Origin of the sequence: Roseovarius sp. CH_XMU1461 (genome assembly GCF_037027165.1) — a bacterium.
In the GTDB taxonomy this organism is placed as follows: Bacteria; Pseudomonadota; Alphaproteobacteria; order Rhodobacterales; family Rhodobacteraceae; genus Roseovarius; species Roseovarius nubinhibens.
In genome coordinates this window covers 1,057,005-1,074,496 of the sequence record NZ_JAYMDV010000001.1, presented here as the reverse complement: position 1 = coordinate 1,074,496, position 17,492 = coordinate 1,057,005, and the positions used below count along the sequence as shown (strand labels likewise).

Below are 17,492 nucleotides of genomic sequence, written 5' to 3'. Positions count from 1 at the left end.
AACACTTTGGCCATTGCGCCGACCCAAATCCGGGCGTAACCCGTCCTTAACCTTCATTGCATACAATGGTGTACCGAATGATCCAGACCCGCCCCGAGCTTCTTGCCGCGATCCGCGATCGCTTTGCCCATGTCGACAACTGCCCGTTTCAGGGGCCGCGCGTCTTTTTCGAGAACGCCGGCGGGGCGCTGACCCTCAAATCGGTGGTGGACACGTCGGCACGCTTTGCCGCCATCCCTGACAACCAGGGCCGCGACAACCCGGCGAGCCATGCGCTCGTCGATGTGATCAACCGCGCCCGCGCCGATATGTCGGTGCTGATGAACACCTCCTCGGGTCAGTTCTTTGCCGGCGAATCCGGCACCGAGCTGTTGTTTCGGATGATCCGCACCGCCTGTGTCAACGCGCCCAAGGGCGCCAAGGTCATCGGCTCCTCCATCGAACACCCCGCCTCGCGCAGCGCCGCCCGGCGCTGGGCCGAGATTGCCGGTCTCGACTATGTCAACGTGCCCCATGACGACGCCAGCGGCATCGTCACCGCCGAGGCCTATCGCGAACACCTGACCCCCGATGTGCGCGTCGCCACCATCCTGCACGCCTCGCCGGTCACCGGCATGGGCATGGATGTGGCCGGTATCGCCGCCGCGATCCGCGATGTGGCCCCCGAGGCGATCATCATCGTCGACGGCATTCAACACGCCGCCCATGGTCAACTCGACATCGACAGCTATGGCGTCGATGGCTATGCGATCTCGCCCTACAAGGTCTTTGCCCGTCACGGCTATGGCATCGCCTGGATTTCCGACCGGCTGTCGGCGATGCCGCATGACATGCTGATCGACGCGCCCGCCACCGGCTGGGAGTTCGGCACCCGCGACACCGGCTCCTATGCGACCATGTCCGATGTGGTGGCCTATTTCGACTGGCTCGGCGGCGAGGTCTCGGACGAGACCGACCCCCGCGCCCGGATCGAGGCCGCCGGTCGTGCCATCCACGACTATGAAACCCATCTCACCAACGCGATGATCCACGGCACCGGCAACCTGCCCGGCCTAGCCGAGATGGAGCGCGTGACGATCATCGGCGGCGCCGACAACGCGGCCCGCGAAGGGCTGGTCTGCATCGCCATCGACGGCATCCCCTCGCCCGAGGTGGTGACCCGGCTCAACGAGAACGGCATTCGCACCCACACCCGCAAGGCCGACCATTACAGCGGCAATGTGCTCGACCCGCTCGGCCTGCCCGACGCGATCCGCATCTCGCTCTGCCACTACAACACCGAGGCCGAAGTGGCCCAGCTGCTCTCGGTGATCAAGGATTTGCTGGACTGACACGATACCGTCGCTTTACCGACGCGATACCGAACATAGGAAAAGGGGCGGTCCTCCCGCCCCTTTTTTGCACGTTTTCGGCTGAATTAGTCTCAGTTATTTGCCGAGCTTCGGCGACGCCCGGTCGAGCTTGAGCTCGGCCGCCGAAAAGCTCATCGGCGCCCGCACACCCGGCACGCCTTCGGGGTCGATGCGCATGCCACGCGCCTGCACCTGCGGATCGGCAAACACCTCGTCCATATCGTTGATCGGCCCCGCCGGTACGCCCTGCGCCTCGCAGGCCGCCAGAAGCGCCGCCTTGCTATAGCGCGCCGAAGCGGCATTGAGCCGCGCGGTCAGCGCCTCGCGGTTCTTCACCCGGTCGGCATTGCTGAGGTATTCCGGCGCCTGCGCCAGCTCGGGCAGGCCCAAAAGCTCGCAAAGCCGTTGATATTGCGGGTCATTTCCGGTGGCGATGATGATATGCCCATCCGAGCAGTCGAACACCTGATAGGGCGACAGGTTGGGATGGTAATTGCCCATCCGCTGCGGCGCATCGCCCGTCGACAGGTAGTTCATCGCCTGATTGGCGGTGACCGCCACCGCTACATCAAGAAGCGCCATATCGATCTGCTGCCCCTCGCCGGTCCGCTCACGCTGATGCAGCGCGGCAAGGATCGCGGTGGTGGCATAGACCCCGGTAAAGACATCGGTGATCGCCACGCCAACCTTCTGCGGCTGCCCCGCCGGATCGCCGGTGATCGACATCAGCCCGGACATGCCCTGAATGATGTAATCATAGCCCGCCCGATGCGCATAAGGCCCATCCTGTCCAAAGCCGGTGATCGAACAATAGATCAGTCTCGGGTTGATCTCGCGCAGGCTGGCATAGTCGAGCCCGTATTTCTCGAGCCCGCCGACCTTGAAATTCTCGATGAGAATATCGGCGTCGCGCACCATCTCGCGCACCTGGGCCTGGCCCTCTTCGGTGCGGAAATCCACCGCAACGCTGGTCTTGCCCCGGTTGCAGCCGTGAAAATAGGCGGCGCTGCGGTCGTCCTCACGCTCGATAAAGGGCGGGCCCCAATTGCGGGTGTCATCCCCCGCCGGGCTCTCGACCTTGATCACATCCGCGCCCAGATCCGACAGCGTCTGACCGGCCCAGGGGCCGGCCAGAATGCGTGCCAGTTCGATGACTTTCAAACCATCCAGCGGGCTGGTCATTCGGCCAGCTCCGCCTCGATGAGTTCTTTGAGATCGGCATAGTTCATATTGCCATGCGACTCGCCATTGATGAGCAGCGTCGGGGTCGAACTGATGTCATCCGCCTCGCTGTTCTCCTGCCACCAGGACACCAGCGCCCGCGCCTTGTCCTCATCTTCGAGACAGGCGGTGAGCTTGTCGCCATCAAGCCCGGCAATCCGGCCCAGGCGGCGCAGGTTCTCCGAGGTTTTGACCGGGTCTTGCGGGTCCATCCACTCGCGCTGTTGCTCGTAGAGAAGGTTGGAAATGCCAAAGAACTTCGACGGCCCTTCACAGCGCGCGACCATCGCGGCCCAGAGACCGTAGCGGTCGAAATAGACGTCCCGATAGACAAAGCGGATCTTGCCGGTGTCGATGTAATCGGCCTTGAGCTGCTTGAACTGGTTCTCGTGGAAGCTCGCGCAATGCGGGCAGGTGAAGGAGGCATATTCCATCACCGTCACCTTGGCGTCTTCATTGCCAAGCACCATTTCGACGATGCCGTTCTCATCGGCTTCGGCCTCTTCCGCCGTGGCGGTGGCTTCGGTCTCGGTACTGGCTTCTGCGCTGGCCTCTGTGCTCGCCTCTGCGCTGGCCTCTGCCTCGGCGGTGGCACCCTCGGTGGTCGCTTCTTCGGACGCCGCCTCTTCGGTCGCAGCTTCCTCTGTCGTGGCCTCCGCCTCGGTCCCGGTCACTGCCTCTACGGCACTCTCCACCGCGTCGCCCGCCGCCTCGGCGGCCTCGCTGGCGGCTTCGGTCACGGTCTCGGTCGCGCTTTCTGCGGCCTCGACCACCGCGCCGGTCACCGCCTCGACGGTGCTTCCCGTCGAGGTCTCAGCCGTTGCTTCAGCGGTCGCTTCACTTGTGCTGCTCACCTCTTCGGCGGCCTGTGCCATTCCGCTCGTGCCGCCGACAAAGGCAGCGCCCAGCCCGATAACAAGGGCGGTTGCCCCGATTGCGCTCGTCTTGTTCATGAAAATCCCTTTCGGATCACGTTTTGCGTTTGGATAGGATATTGGCCCCCAGCGCGTCCAGCGCCTGTTTGAGGGCGCTGTCACCGATCTCGCCCACCAATGTGGCCGCTTCTGCGCGCTGCTCCGGTCCGGGCTGCGGCTTGTCGGGCTTGGGGGCGGGCTCAAAGGCGACCTGCCCCTCGGCAAAGCCGGTGGGCGCGGTCTGGGTGATGCGGATGCGGGCAATGGCGTTATAGCCATAGACCGCGTTGACCTTCTCGCGAAGCTGCTCTTTCTGCATCTCGAGCATCGGCGCCTGCGCCCCGGTGGTCAGCAGGGTCAGCGTCGCACCAAACCCTTGCCGCCCATAGGACACTTCGACAGGCCGCGCGATCCGCGCCACCTCTTCGCCAGCGATCTCGGCCCAGCGGGTCAGGAGGCGCGATTGGGCAAAGCCACGGCTTTCCGAGGCGCGCTGAATACGCGCCTGCAACAGCGTCGAGGTCCGTTTGAACCCGCGTGTGGTCGATTTGCCTCCGGTCATGGACGCTCCCCTGATCTCGGGCCATATACTAGGCAAGAACCGCAGGGGTGCCACCCCATAGTGACAAAGCCGAGGTCAAACATGCGTGAAACCGCTCAGCCGGGGGATCTGCTCTACTGGTATGATGCCCATGCCCGCGATCTGCCGTGGCGGGTGTCGCCCGCCGACCGCGCCGCAGGGGTGCGCCCCGATCCCTATCGCATCTGGCTCTCCGAGATCATGCTGCAGCAAACGACCGTGGCCGCGGTGAAATCCTATTTTGAGAGGTTCACCACGCTCTGGCCCGATGTGGCGGCGCTGGCCGCGGCCGAGGATGCCGATGTCATGGCCGAATGGGCGGGGCTCGGCTATTACGCCCGCGCCCGCAACCTGCTCAAATGCGCGCGGGTTGTGGTCACCGATCATGGCGGTCACTTCCCGCAGACCCGTGCAGGGCTGCAGGCGCTGCCCGGCATCGGACCCTATACCTCGGCGGCGATTTCTGCCATCGCCTATGACCTGCCGGAAACCGTGGTCGACGGCAATGTCGAACGGGTGATGGCGCGGCTGCATGATCTGCACACGCCGCTGCCCGAGGCAAAACCGGCGCTGACCGCGCTTGCCGACGCGCTCACACCACAGACCCGCCCCGGCGATTACGCCCAGGCGGTGATGGATCTCGGCGCGACGATCTGCACCCCGCGCAGCCCGGCCTGTGGCATCTGCCCGTGGCGCGCCCCCTGCGCCGCACGGGCGGCGGGGACGATGGCCGATCTGCCCCGAAAAAGCCCGAAAAAGCCGAAACCCACGTGGCTCGGCATCGCCTATGTGGCGCAGCGCGACGATGGCGCGATCCTGCTCGAAACCCGCCCCGACAAGGGCCTTCTGGGGGGCATGCTCGGCTTTCCCGGCTCCGACTGGTCCGAGACGCCCGAGCCCGATCCGCCGCTCGAGGCCGAGTGGCAGGATCTCGGCGAAGAGGCGCGCCACACCTTCACCCATTTCCACCTGCGTCTGCGCATCATGGTGGCGCAAGTCGGCGGCAATGCCGCCCCCCGGCGCGGCGCGTTCCACCCGCGCCACAGCTACCGCCCGGCGAGCCTCCCCACCGTCATGCGCAAAGTCCATGACCTCGCCCATGGCAGATTGCGCGAAATGCTGTAACGTGTCCCGCGACAGCGATTATTTGCCCGAGAGTTGCCCGTGTCCGTGACCCCGCTCCGCCAACAGTTCCACGCCGCCCTGCCCTTCTGGTCGTCGCTGGCGCTCGTGCCGCTGGCGCTCTGGGGGGCCATGGCCGGGGGCTGGACCGTGGTGCTCCTGCCGCTGGCGACATGGTATCTCTTTTCCTTCCTCGACGCGCTCACCGGGCTCAACCTCGAGAACGCCGATCCCGACACGCCCGAGGACGCGCTGACATGGTATCGCGCCATCACGCTGATCTGGCCGCCGGTGCAATTCATCCTGCTGTTCTGGATGATCTGGTATGTCTCGGGGGCCGATCACCTGAGCGCGCTGGAAAAGATCGTGCTCTTTTTCGGCGTCGGCGTGATCACCGGCACGGTGGGGATCAACTACAGTCACGAGCTCATGCATCAGCGCCCGCGCGGCGAGCGATTCCTCGGCGACGCTTTGCTCGCCATGGTGCTCTATTCGCATTTCCGCTCGGAACATCTTCTGGTGCATCACCGCTATGTGGCGACCCCCCGCGACCCGGTGACCGCGCGCTATAACGAGGGGTTTCACCGCTTCTTCCCGCGCGTGCTGCGCGAATGCTATGCCTCGGCGCTCGGCGCGGAACAGGCGATGTTGGCGCGGCGCGGCCATGGCTGGTGGCACCGGTCGAACCCGTTCCTGCGCTACTGGGGGCTGCAGGCCTATCTGCTGCTTCTGGCCATCGGCCTCGGCGGCTGGGTCGGGCTCGGGCTCTTTCTCTGGCAGGCGTTCGTCGCCATCTGGCAGCTCGAGCTGGTCAATTACATCGAACATTACGGGCTGACCCGGAAACATCTGGGCGATGGCCGCTATGAACATGTCAAACCGCGCCACAGCTGGAACGCCGCGCATAAGGCGTCGAACTGGCTCTTGATCAACCTGCAGCGCCATTCGGATCACCATTACAAGCCCGACCGCCGCTTTCCGCTGTTGCAGAATTATGCCGCGAGCGAGGCACCGCAGCTGCCGCATGGCTATCCGATGATGACCATGGTGGCGATGGTGCCGCCGCTCTGGCGGCGCAGCATGAACCCGCGGGTGCGCCGCTGGCGGCAGATGTACTACCCGGAAATCAGCGACTGGAAACCCTATAACAAGGCCACGAACCCGCCGCCCCGCTAGGGACGTTCGGGGCGTTCGGGGCGCGGCAACTGCCAGATGCCGCGCATCAGGCCGAGAAGCGCCGCCATCACCGGGCTGTCGATCTGCCGCGCCGGCAGCGCCAGATAGAGACAGGCCGGCACCGCGACCCGCCCCGCCAGCGCCACGCCATAGGATTGCTTTTGATAGAGAGCGATCGCATCGCGGCACAGGCTGAGCCCGACGCCCGAGCGCACCATCTCCATCATCGACGCCTCCTGATCGACCCGCGCCACGACATTCTGCGCAAGACCCCGCGCCTCGAAAATCCGCCGCAAGAGCTGATGATGCGCCGACATCTCGGGCGTGCCGATCCAGGGCAGTGCCGCGAGCGCCGGCCAGTCCGCCGTCTCGACCTGCGCCTGCCAGCCCGCCGGCGCCACCACGCGATAGGAAAACGCGGCCAGCGTCACCAGATGCACCGTCTCATCCACCATCGCCCTGGCCTCGTCGCCCGGCGGGCCAAGGACAAAGCCCGCGTCGATCTGCCCCCGCAAGAGCCGCGCCATGATCTCGCCGCTGATGCCATGCGAGAGCTCGGTCTCGATGCCCGGGAACTCGGCCCGCATCCGCCCCAGAAGCTGCCCCAGCCGGATGAATTCCGGATCAATGATCGTCCCGATCCGGAGCGGCCCGGTCACCACATCCGAGCGCTGACAGGCGGCCTGCCGAAAGGCTCCCATCGCCTCGATCACCTGCTCCGCCTTGGGCAAGAGCGCCGCGCCATCCCCGCTGAGCCGCAGCCCCGCCGCCTCGCGCTCGAACAGCGGCAGACCGACCTCCTCGCTGAGCCGTCGGAGCTGTTGGCTCACCGCCGGCTGGGTCAGGTTGAGCAGCTCCGCCGCCCGCGACACGCTGCCCTCGCGGGCCACGGTGACAAAGGCCAGGAGCGTGTTGATGTTGGAAAACCGGGTCATGGGCCGAGATGTATAGGACCGCGCGGCCCGCGTCACGCGCGGGCTTGTCTTGCGCGCGTCAAGACATATATTCCCGCCATGCGAGGACGACCTCCGCCCCATGCAACCCGGGGTTTTTAGATTCGGGACGGCCCGAGTGACAGGAGATCTGCCATGCGCACCCGCAACGACCGTATCCGCCACGCCATCCTGTTCGAGCTCTTCGGCCTCGCCCTGAGCGCGCCGCTCGGCGCCTGGCTCTTTGACCAGCCGCTGCATGACATGGGGCTCGTCGCCGTGGTCTGCGCGACCATCGCGATGGCGTGGAACTATCTCTACAACCTGCTCTTCGACCGGGCCATGCTCCGCCTGCGCGGCTCGGTTCAGAAAACGCTGACGATCCGCGTCCTGCACGCCATCCTCTTCGAGCTGGGGCTGTTGGTGGCCTTCGTGCCTTTCATCGCCTGGCAGCTCGGCGTCACGCTCTGGACCGCGCTGGCCATGGACGCGGCTTTTGCGGTGTTCTACCTCGTCTTCGCCTTCGTCTTTAACTGGCTCTATGACGTGATCTTCCCGATCCCCGGCCAGACGGCCTGAGCCCACCAAAAGCCGCGCCTCGCCGTGCCGAGGTACGGCGATCCACCCCGCGCGAGGCCACACAATGCCCGGATCAGCCGCATCGCGGCCCGGGCAGCGCCCGTCCGCCCCCCGGGCGGGCGCTCTGGCCCCGTCCCGACCCCAAGGCCAGCACAGCCTGACGCGGCCAGATAAACTGCCCCACCCCAGGTCCCGAACGCCCCCCCGCGGACGGGCCCCACCCTCAACAACACTCCAAAACAAAAAAGCCCCGCCATCGAGGCGGGGCCAGTTGGTAGTGCCATGTGTCAGGCCACAGGCACCGGCGGTGTTCTTGGTATTCGTCTAAAGGGGTGTCGCTCAGTTCGGGCGATCGGCCATTTCGGCGCGGATCTGCTGGCGGAACACGTCGATCGGCACCTGTTTGCCATCGCGCTTGATGCACCAGTAGGTCCAGCCATTGCAGCTCGGCGCGCCTTCGAGCGCGGCCCCGACCTGATGGATCGAGCCCTTGATATCATCCCCGATGAGCGTGCCATCGGCGCGCACCTTGGCCTTGTGGCGCAGGTTCATCGAATAGAGGTTCTCGCCCGGGCGCAGCATGCCCCGCTCGATGAGCTGACCAAAGGGCACGCGCGGCTCGGCCCGTTTCGACTGGCTCACCTGCAGCGCCTCGCGGTCATATTTGCGCACCTTCGCGAGCCGCTTCTCGGCCACCTCGCGATAGGCCGCCTCGCGCTCGATCCCGATGTAATCGCGGCCGAGCATCTTGGCCACGGCGCCGGTCGTGCCGGTGCCAAAGAACGGGTCGAGCACCACATCGCCGGGATTGGTCGACCCGACCAGAATACGGTGCAACAGGCTCTCGGGTTTCTGCGTCGGATGCGCCTTGTCGCCATTGGCATCCTTGAGCCGCTCATGCCCGGTGCAGATCGGCAGCACCCAGTCGCTGCGCATCTGGATCCCTTCGTTGAGCGATTTGAGCGCCTCATAGTTGAAGGTGTATTTGCCACCCTCTTCCTTGCTCGCCCAGATCATCGTCTCATGGGCATTGGTGAGCCGCTTGCCCCGGAAATTCGGCATCGGGTTCGACTTGCGCCAGACCACGTCATTGAGGATCCAGAAGCCTTCGTTCTGCAGCGACGCGCCAACCCGGAAAATGTTGTGATAGGAGCCAATCACCCAGATCGCGCCATTCGGCTTGAGCAGACGGCGCGCGGCGCGCAGCCATTCGGTGGTGAACTTGTCATAGGCGGCAAAGGACGAAAACTGGTCCCAGGCATCGTCGACCGCATCCACCTGGCTGTTGTCGGGCCGGTGCAGCTCGCCCTTGAGCTGAAGATTATAAGGGGGATCAGCGAAAATCAGGTCGACCGACGCCTCCGGCAGGGAATTCATCACCTCGATGCAATCCCCGGAAAGAATCGTGTTGAGAGGGAGCGCTTGCGCGCTCTTTGCTTTGGTTTTCGTCGTCATCTGTACTGCCTCGTTGCCGGCGCTTTGTGCGCTCTGGTCATTGAGGACAAGGATGAGTCAAAGCTGATTCGCGGTCAAATTCTTTTTGAATCAATCACTTACAAAATTGTCTTGATACAAGATATTGTGGACGGGTTTGAACGAACGCCTATGATGAGGGGTCACACCAAGATTTCGGAGCGCCTCCTTGTGGCTTTTCGACGGATATCCGGCGTTGGTCTCCCAGCCATAACCCGGATAGTGTTGCGCCAAATCCCACATGATCCGGTCGCGACATATTTTGGCCATAATTGAGGCCGCCGAAATCGACAAAGATAATGCGTCGCCCTTGATCACCGCCCGCGCCGGGATGCGCAGATCGCGCGGCAAGAGATTGCCATCAATGAGAGCAAACCCCGCCGCGACAGGCAGCCCCGCCACCGCCCGCTCCATCGCCAGATGCGAGGCTCGCAGGATGTTGATCTCGTCAATTTCCTCGACGCTGGCATGGGCGATCGAGACATGCGCCACCGCGGCGATCTCATCAAAGAGCGCCTCGCGCCGTTTCGCGCTAAGCGCCTTGGAATCGTTGAGCCCCGCCGGGATGCGCGCCGGGTCCAGCACCACCGCCGCCGCCGTCACCGGCCCGGCCAACGGCCCGCGCCCAACCTCATCCACCCCGGCCACCACGCCAAACCCTTGCGCGATAGCCTCGTCTTCAAATCTGTAATCCGGTCCCATGCCGCCAGAAATCACAGCCCCCCGCGCATTGCAAAGAATTTTGCCACCTTGGGCATATGATACCAACAGACCGCGGACAGAATGATCTTATGCGGAAAGGGAGGGCTCTCCCTCAGCTCCCGGCGCGCTTGCGGGCCTTGGCCGCGATGTGCGATTTGGCCTCCATCGCCTTACGCTGCTTGCGGTTCATCATGCGTTGCGGCTTTTGTAGCGCTTCCGGCATATGATCCAAGTTTAGCGGCTCATTGCGCGGCATGGTCGATAGCTCTGCGCCTTTCGACGGCCGCACCGGGCCACCGTCCAACACCATCGGGGCGGGCAAGCGCGGGCCTTGGTTTTCCCACTCTGCGGCTTTGTAGATGTCTTCAAGCGTTGTGCCCGATGCTGCGAGCACAAAGTCCTCAGGCTTAGGCAGGCAATCGCCAAAATCCCAATGGAAAGGGATGCCGGGGCCATCGCCCACACGGATCAGCTCATCGTCATCGACAACCCCGCCGCCCGCCTCAATCAGATCAGCAACACTGTAAACCTTGCGACCCTTGTCGTTGCGCACAATGAACCGTGTCCCAAGACGAATACGGCCCTGTTCTTTGATCTCGACACCGCCATCCGGTCTGAGCGTTCCTGTGACGGCTTTGACAAACTTATCAAGAGGGCCACCCACGGGCGTATAGGTTGCCGCGCGCAGTTTAACCCCGTCGCGGTCTTCGATCATGCCGTCATCGCGCAGCACGTCGATCAGGGTCTCGTATTTGTCGGCGCGCTTGCTGTCTGGGCGATAGTAGACGTGACCGGGTGTGACGCGGGTTCCGTGGAAATCCAGCAGGATTTTGGCGTCGTTCTGGAAGGTACGGGGAACATAGCCCGGCACCATGTTGCCGTTTTTATCATGCGAGACAACATAATCACCGACGCGGATCAACTTAATCGGCTTCTTCCAGATTTTGGCACGTACCGCATCCTGATCATACTGTTTATACGGATTGTTCGGGTCCGGCGCGAACTCAGGATCGAGTGGCCACATGTCAATTGGAACTTCAATTCCGAAGCACGATCCTTCGAACCCTGCGCGTTTTAGAAAAGTGTCTAAAGCACTAGCCCTCGACATAGCACTCGAGTCGGTCGGGTAAAGAGCCGAGAAAATCTGAACTGCTTGTTCAATGGACAAGTCTGAAATACTGTTTATTGCTTCGGTAGCATTCCAAGTGGAAACCCCTTCAACGCTACCCAGAATTAGGCCGTGTGAGTAGCTTATTCGAGCGCCCGGAAAAGATGAAACTCCGCCGGTGGGGGTGGACTCAAAGAATATTCCCGCTTGAATAGACCCTACATTTCCTATGGTTATTCCTAAGAGCTCACCTTGTTCTCCCAATATAGCATTTGCACCAGCAAATCCTTCAAACTCACTTATGTGAACATATCCAGTGTCTGGGTTATAAGTGCCTGTGGCGGAAATCTCTCCCCCCAGAAAGCTATATGCAACATTGAGATTTAAGGAAAATTCATCTGACCCGGGAGAATAAGTGGCTGCCCCTTCGATTCCGATTGGTCCAGTACCATAAGCGAAACCACCACCTAAACTGCTCTGCAACTCAGACATTGTTAAGCCATTGATTGCAAGTTCGTTTAGAATGGAAGGCAAACCGATATTTACGTTTAGATCAGAGGTAAGGCTACCTTGATCGTCAAGTGTGAAAGTTTCGGACTGTCCGCCAGATACAATAACGCCCATCAGATAAACTCCTTATATTTTTTTGAGCCGAGCCAAGCAAACCTTACCCAACACAAAAGCAGATAACGACCAGGCGACGTAAAAAGCCAAAATAATCAAGCCTGAATCAATACTGCTAGCTAATGCCATGCCGGATATGAAAAATAAGAGCATAATAATGGCGCAAAGAAATACTCTAATAAAAGTTATAGGTTTACTAATATCGCCTGATTTGAAGATGACTTCGTCTACGAACCTTTCAAGTTTCGTCAATATCATTACGCGCTCGTCAAATCGATGGCCCCTCCTTGTCGCAGCATACTCAAACCGTCGCTTTTGTCACGCTCAATCTCCGTGCGAACAATCAAGCTGTTAGCCATTCCAAAAACCTTTGACAAAACGTTTGGGGTGTAGGAGCGGTTTTGTCCTGAAAAGCCATGATCATCGGATATGCTAACCTTTCAACCACGGACCAATATCGTGACGCTCAGACCGACGCGCTGTCGGCGGCGGGGGCAAAACGTTCATTCTTTGAGAGAATGTGCGGAGCTATGGCGGAACGGCCAGAGCTGGACAAGATGCTGGATCAGCCCCCCGCTCATTGCAAAGAATTTTGCCACCCCGGGCATATGAAAGAGGGGGGCGCCTGGCCCCCCTCTCCTGATCTGCTCGATCTCGCTGCTCGGCACTCGTTACGCTGGTGCCCAGATCTTACTTGGCGTGCTGGCTGTTGCGCACCGATCGCGGCAGAGGCCGGGCGAGGTGCGAATGGTCGTAGCGGTTGTAAGGATCGTTGCGGGTGCTCTGACGATGGGTCTGGTGATCCCGGTGCTGATGCTGATGGCCATAGGCATTGCCATGTTTGTGGTCATGCTTATGCGCCTTGCGGTGCTGCTTGATCCGTTCCTTGCGCTGCTTCTCATGATACTTGTGGGCGCGGCGCTGGTCGTTGCGATACTGGCCATGACCGTATTGATCGTAATAGCGCTGGCGTTGCACCGCCTCGCGCTTGCGGCGTTCGCGGTCCTTCTTCTGGTCGATGATCACCGCACCGACGATGGCGGCGGCGGCGATGCCGGCGATCCATTGCGCGGTCTTGCGGTCGTCGGCGCGGGCCGTCGAGGCCGAAAACGACAGACCAGAGAGCGCGATGGCCGCGGCCGAAATGAGGGTGATGAAACGTCTGGACATGGCTTGTATCCTTTCTTGAGCAGCTTACATTTTACGGATGCCCCGCCCGCTGCACTCAACAAGGACAGCAACAGGCACGGCAGTGACAGGATCAGCCTCACCCCGAGCCTCTGCGCCACGCAATAACACCCGCCTGTTATCCGATAACACGCGCCACCCCGCCCCCGGATGCCCAAGAGATATTGAATAGCGCCCGCATTTCCGCGCAAGGTGGCGCCATGAAACAGATCGCTCTCATCTCCAGCCTCATCCTCGCACTCGGCGCCTCTGCCGCCCATGCCGGATGTCAGGCCGAATACAAGGCCAAGCGCGACAATCCGCTTGAGCTCTTTTATGATGTTGCCCAGATCAGCGGGCCCTGTACGGTGCCCGCCGCCACGGTCGAGCTGCGCGCGCGGCTCGCCGCGGCCGGGCTGACCCTGCTCAAGGTTCTGTCCGTCAAGGAATCCTGATCCCGGGGGAGGGCGAGTATGCAACCGGCTGACACCACCGTCACCGAGGCACGGCGTTCGGGCAATCTCGTCGTCACGCTGGGGGTGGCCGCCATCGTGGTGATTCTCACCCTCGCGGCGATCTTTCTCTTTGTCTCGCTGCCCGACGCCAATGCGTTCAACGCCCGCGTCGAACGGATCTTTGTCGAGAACGACACGCTGACCAGCGATGGCGAGATCAAGCTTCTGGAAATTCTCGCACTCTCCGGCACCGCCTTTTCCGAAACGCTCACCAGCTACCGGATGGTGATCTTCGTGCTGCTGGTCTTTGCCGCGGCGCTACTCATCGCGGCGGTGGTCTTTCTCATCATGCTGGTGGCGCTCAACCGACGCATGGCGCAGATCGAGCGCTCGGGCATTCAGGTGAGCTCGCTCCTGATCAGCCGGGCCGAGAAATCGGTCTATCTCAACAATATGGGGTTCAAGCTCACCGATGCGGCGATGGAAACCCTGTCGATCCTGGCCGAGGCACGGATGGATGGCGACATTCTCTCGGGTTCTGAAATCGAGGCGATGATTTCCGGGCGCGACGCCTCTGATTGCGAAGAGGCCGCCGGCGCCACCCGCATCAAGCGGCTGCGCGACACGCTGGGCAATCAGATGGTGAGCGAGCTGTTGGTCAAGAACATCGCCCGCAAGGGCTATGTGCTGGCCATCGACAAGGATGTGATCCGCGTCATCTGACCCGGGCCAAGCCAAGTCAGGACTCTGAGGTCGCAGGCCCCAGCTTTCAGGCCCCAGCTCTCAGTTTTCAGGCCACTGCCCGGCCTTTGCCGGGCAGGTGGCATGGGTCAAAAGCCCCGGTCATTTACCCCTCTATGAGGCCCCGGGTCTTGCGTCCCGGTTCAGGCGTCAAAGACGATGCGCACGATGTCTTCGCGCTTGATGCCGCAGGCCGCGAGCTCGTCATCGCTCATATCCTGAAGCATCTGCATCCGGCGCAGACGGCCGTTGTGCTCGACGATCGACACCAGCGCGTCACCAAAGGCCGCAAAGCCACGATGCACGGCACCCGCGAGATCGGGGAGAGAAACCAGACGTTGAGTTAGAAATGCCATTGGAGGTCACCTTTTCTGAGTAAGTGAACTCCTCCCTGCCCCTTATATAGACCCGCCGGGATGGGCTTTCCACCCAAGAATCATCATAGTTTCGCGGAAAAAATGGGCCGCGGGGGTGTCCCGCGGCCCAATCTCTTGGCATCCCGTGCGCAGCCCCGTCAGAGGCCCGCTACCGGGGTGATTTGCGCCTCACGCGCCTTCATGCACCCTTAATGCACCACGGCATCCTCGGGCGGCTGGCGCTTGGTGCTGCCGACCCGGTCGCCGATGATCAGGCCCTCCGCCCCGGCGCTCACCGGCACCGTGCTGCCGTCGAGGATATCCCCGGCCAGCAAGGCCTCGGCCAGCGGATCTTGCAGCGCGCGCTGGATCACCCGCTTGAGAGGCCGCGCCCCGAACACCGGGTCATAGCCCTCATCGGCCAGCCATTTGCGCGCCGCATCGTCGAGATCGAGCGTGATCTTCCGCGCCGCCAGCCGTTTGAGCAGGCGACCCATCTGGATCGTGACGATCCCGGCCATATCCTCGCGTTTGAGCCGGTCAAAGATGATCGTCTCGTCGAGCCGGTTGAGGAACTCGGGCCGGAAATGCGCCCGCACCGCATCCATCACGTCGCGCTTGGCGTCGCTGGCATCGGCCCCGTCGGGCAGCTGGCTCAGCGCCTGCGCCCCAAGGTTCGAGGTCAGGATGATCAGCGTCTGCTTGAAATCCACGGTGCGGCCCTGACCATCGGTCAGCACGCCATCATCGAGCACTTGCAACAGCACGTTGAACACATCCGGATGGGCCTTTTCCACCTCGTCGAACAGCACCACCTGATAGGGTCTGCGCCGCACCGCCTCGGTGAGGACACCGCCCTCGTCATAACCGACATAGCCCGGAGGCGCGCCGATCAGACGGGCCACCGAATGTTTCTCCATGAACTCCGACATGTCGATGCGCACCATGGCGCTGTCATCGTCAAAGAGGAACTCGGCCACCGCCTTGGTGAGCTCGGTCTTGCCGACGCCGGTCGGCCCAAGGAACAGGAACGAGCCCAGCGGCCGGTTCTCGTCATTGAGCCCGGCGCGCGCCCGGCGCACCGCATTGGCGACGGCTTTCACCGCCTGGTTCTGGCCGATCACCCGACGATGCAGGTTCTCTTCCATCCCCAGAAGCTTCTCGCGTTCCCCTTCGAGCATCTTGGCCGTCGGGATCCCGGTCCAGCGTTCGACCACCTGCGCGATCTGCTCGGGCCGCACCGCCTCTTCGACCATGACGCCATCGGCCTCGGCACTTTCGGCCTGCGCCAGCTGCTTTTCCAGCCCCGGAATCACGCCATAGCTGAGCTCACCCGCCTTGGCGAGATCGCCCTCGCGCTTGGCATGGTCGAGCTCGATCCGCGCCCGGTCGAGCTGTTCCTTGAGGTCCCGCGCCCCGGCGAGCTTGTCACGCTCGGCCTGCCATTGCGCGGTCATCTCGCGCGACCGCTCCTGCAGATCCGACAGCTCTTTCTCGAGCTTCTCGAGACGGTCCTTCGACGCGACATCATCCTCTTTCTTGAGCGCCTCCGCTTCGATCTGCTTTTGCAGGATCTCACGGTCCAGCGCGTCGAGCTCTTCGGGCTTGCTGTCCACCTCCATCCGCAACCGGCTGGCGGCCTCGTCCATCAGGTCGATCGCCTTGTCCGGCAGGAACCGGTCGGTGATATAGCGATGGCTGAGCGTCGCGGCGGTCACCAGGGCGCTGTCCGAAATCCGCACCCCATGGTGCAGCTCGTATTTCTCCTTGATGCCGCGCAGGATGCTGATCGTGTCCTCGACCGTCGGCTCCTGCACCACGATGGGCTGGAACCGCCGCGCCAGCGCCGCGTCCTTCTCCACATGCTTGCGATATTCATCGAGCGTGGTCGCCCCGATACAATGCAGCTCGCCGCGCGCCAGCGCCGGCTTGATCAGATTGGCCGCATCCATCGCGCCATCCGATTTGCCGGCCCCGATGAGCGTGTGCATCTCGTCGATAAAGAGAATGATCTCGCCCGCCGCATCCGTCACCTCGTTGAGCACGGATTTGAGCCGCTCTTCGAACTCGCCACGGTATTTCGCCCCAGCGATGAGCGCCCCCATGTCGAGCGACAACAGCCGCTTGTCGGCGAGGCTCTCGGGCACATCGCCATTGACGATGCGCAGCGCCAGCCCCTCGGCGATGGCGGTCTTGCCGACCCCCGGCTCGCCGATGAGCACCGGGTTGTTCTTGGTGCGCCGCGACAGAACCTGCATGGCGCGGCGAATTTCATCGTCACGGCCAATGATCGGATCGATCTTGCCCTCGTCGGCGGCCCGGGTCAGGTCGCGCGCATATTTCTCGAGCGCCTCATAGGTGTCCTCGGCGCTGGCACTGTCGGCGGTGCGCCCCTTGCGGACATCATTGATCGCTTCATTGAGCTTCTGCGCGCTGATGCCCCCGGCCTCGAGCGCCTCTTTCGCCGGGCTCTTGACCATGGCAAGCGCCGTCAGAATGCGCTCGACCGGCACGAAACTGTCGCCCGCCTTCTTGGCGAGCTTTTCGGCCTCGGCCAGAACCTTGCCGGTCTGCTGATCCATATAGGTCTGGCCCGCGTCGCCGGTGACGACAGGGATTTTCGAGATGGCGATATCCAAGGCCTGAACCACCCGCGCCGGCTCGCCGCCCGCGCGTTTGATCAGGTTGCTCGCAAGCCCCTGGTCATCATCCATCAGTGCTTTCAGTATATGTTCGGGCGCCAGCTTCTGATGGCTTTCCCGCATGGCGATCGTCTGCGCCGCCTGAACAAAGCCACGCGACCGCTCGGTGAACTTTTCAAAGTCCATCCCAACTCTCCTCTATAAGCGTACCCCCGGTGCCGCACCCAGCATTAGGCATACGGCGGTCGGGAACCTCGACCTGACAGATGGGCAGCATCCCGCCGATCTTCAAGCGATCAGACCCTGAATTTGCCCAGAGGGGAACAAAAAAGCCGTTTCCCCGTTTAA

The 17,492-nt window shown here is 62.4% G+C and carries 16 protein-coding genes; 6 read left to right on the top strand and 10 right to left on the bottom strand.

Going from position 1 to position 17,492, the window contains the following annotated elements; all coding sequences use genetic code 11:
* Window positions 1-77 precede the first annotated feature (77 nt).
* Window positions 78-1,331 (top strand): aminotransferase class V-fold PLP-dependent enzyme, encoded by a 1,254-nt coding sequence (locus WA237_RS05130; protein ID WP_336096890.1) that lies wholly within the window; start codon window positions 78-80, stop codon window positions 1,329-1,331.
* A gap of 96 nt (window positions 1,332-1,427) precedes the next feature.
* Here WA237_RS05130 and WA237_RS05125 read toward each other — a convergent pair whose 3' ends face one another.
* From WA237_RS05125 to WA237_RS05115, 3 genes are read right to left on the bottom strand one after another with little or no spacing between them, the layout of a single operon-like run.
* Window positions 1,428-2,534: a CaiB/BaiF CoA transferase family protein gene (locus WA237_RS05125; protein WP_336096889.1), complete on the bottom strand. Its 1,107-nt coding sequence runs from the start codon at window positions 2,532-2,534 to the stop codon at window positions 1,428-1,430.
* Window positions 2,531-3,526, bottom strand: a complete 996-nt coding sequence (locus WA237_RS05120) for a DsbA family protein (protein ID WP_336096888.1) — start codon at window positions 3,524-3,526, stop codon at window positions 2,531-2,533. The genes WA237_RS05125 and WA237_RS05120 overlap by 4 nt, the downstream gene beginning before the upstream one ends.
* Window positions 3,527-3,542: 16 nt before the next feature.
* A complete protein-coding gene (locus WA237_RS05115) occupies window positions 3,543-4,049 on the bottom strand; it encodes a DUF721 domain-containing protein (RefSeq protein WP_009813482.1) in 507 nt (168 codons plus the stop codon).
* 81 nt (window positions 4,050-4,130) lie between these two features.
* Here WA237_RS05115 and mutY point away from each other — a divergent pair, with 81 nt between their 5' ends.
* Window positions 4,131-5,192, top strand: a complete 1,062-nt coding sequence (gene mutY / locus WA237_RS05110) for an A/G-specific adenine glycosylase (protein ID WP_336096887.1) — start codon at window positions 4,131-4,133, stop codon at window positions 5,190-5,192.
* A 39-nt stretch (window positions 5,193-5,231) separates the two neighbouring features.
* Window positions 5,232-6,365, top strand: coding sequence for an alkane 1-monooxygenase (locus WA237_RS05105; RefSeq protein WP_009813480.1), 1,134 nt, complete (start codon window positions 5,232-5,234; stop codon window positions 6,363-6,365).
* Here the strand turns inward: WA237_RS05105 and WA237_RS05100 are convergent.
* Window positions 6,362-7,300 (bottom strand): LysR family transcriptional regulator, encoded by a 939-nt coding sequence (locus WA237_RS05100; RefSeq protein WP_336096886.1) that lies wholly within the window; start codon window positions 7,298-7,300, stop codon window positions 6,362-6,364. The genes WA237_RS05105 and WA237_RS05100 overlap by 4 nt on opposite strands.
* A gap of 153 nt (window positions 7,301-7,453) precedes the next feature.
* On the opposite strand from WA237_RS05100, the gene WA237_RS05095 reads away from it, so the two are divergent.
* The gene (locus WA237_RS05095) at window positions 7,454-7,876 is read left to right on the top strand and encodes a PACE efflux transporter (RefSeq protein ID WP_336096885.1); all 423 of its coding nucleotides are present in this window, start codon (window positions 7,454-7,456) and stop codon (window positions 7,874-7,876) included.
* A 339-nt stretch (window positions 7,877-8,215) separates the two neighbouring features.
* Here WA237_RS05095 and WA237_RS05090 read toward each other — a convergent pair whose 3' ends face one another.
* From WA237_RS05090 to WA237_RS05075, 4 genes are all read right to left on the bottom strand, one after another.
* Window positions 8,216-9,331 (bottom strand): site-specific DNA-methyltransferase, encoded by a 1,116-nt coding sequence (locus tag WA237_RS05090; protein ID WP_009813477.1) that lies wholly within the window; start codon window positions 9,329-9,331, stop codon window positions 8,216-8,218.
* A gap of 90 nt (window positions 9,332-9,421) precedes the next feature.
* Window positions 9,422-10,051 (bottom strand): ribonuclease HII, encoded by a 630-nt coding sequence (locus WA237_RS05085; protein WP_336096884.1) that lies wholly within the window; start codon window positions 10,049-10,051, stop codon window positions 9,422-9,424.
* A 112-nt stretch (window positions 10,052-10,163) separates the two neighbouring features.
* Complete coding sequence (locus WA237_RS05080) at window positions 10,164-11,783, bottom strand: hypothetical protein (RefSeq protein ID WP_336096883.1); 1,620 nt, start codon at window positions 11,781-11,783, stop codon at window positions 10,164-10,166.
* 690 nt (window positions 11,784-12,473) lie between these two features.
* Complete coding sequence (locus tag WA237_RS05075; RefSeq protein ID WP_336096882.1) at window positions 12,474-12,953, bottom strand: hypothetical protein; 480 nt, start codon at window positions 12,951-12,953, stop codon at window positions 12,474-12,476.
* Window positions 12,954-13,171: 218 nt separating this feature from the next.
* Here WA237_RS05075 and WA237_RS05070 point away from each other — a divergent pair, with 218 nt between their 5' ends.
* Together WA237_RS05070 and WA237_RS05065 are read left to right on the top strand one after the other, a co-directional pair.
* Window positions 13,172-13,405 (top strand): hypothetical protein, encoded by a 234-nt coding sequence (locus WA237_RS05070; RefSeq protein ID WP_009813464.1) that lies wholly within the window; start codon window positions 13,172-13,174, stop codon window positions 13,403-13,405.
* Window positions 13,406-13,423: 18 nt separating this feature from the next.
* The gene (locus tag WA237_RS05065; RefSeq protein WP_009813463.1) at window positions 13,424-14,128 is read left to right on the top strand and encodes a winged helix-turn-helix domain-containing protein; all 705 of its coding nucleotides are present in this window, start codon (window positions 13,424-13,426) and stop codon (window positions 14,126-14,128) included.
* A gap of 161 nt (window positions 14,129-14,289) precedes the next feature.
* Here the strand turns inward: WA237_RS05065 and WA237_RS05060 are convergent, their stop codons facing one another.
* Both WA237_RS05060 and clpB read right to left on the bottom strand, forming a co-directional pair.
* The gene (locus WA237_RS05060; protein WP_040617929.1) at window positions 14,290-14,502 is read right to left on the bottom strand and encodes a hypothetical protein; all 213 of its coding nucleotides are present in this window, start codon (window positions 14,500-14,502) and stop codon (window positions 14,290-14,292) included.
* 209 nt (window positions 14,503-14,711) lie between these two features.
* Window positions 14,712-17,330 carry an ATP-dependent chaperone ClpB gene (clpB, locus tag WA237_RS05055; protein WP_336096881.1) on the bottom strand — a complete coding sequence of 873 codons (2,619 nt, stop codon included), beginning with the start codon at window positions 17,328-17,330 and terminating at the stop codon, window positions 14,712-14,714.
* Between the last annotated feature and the right edge of the window lie 162 nt (window positions 17,331-17,492).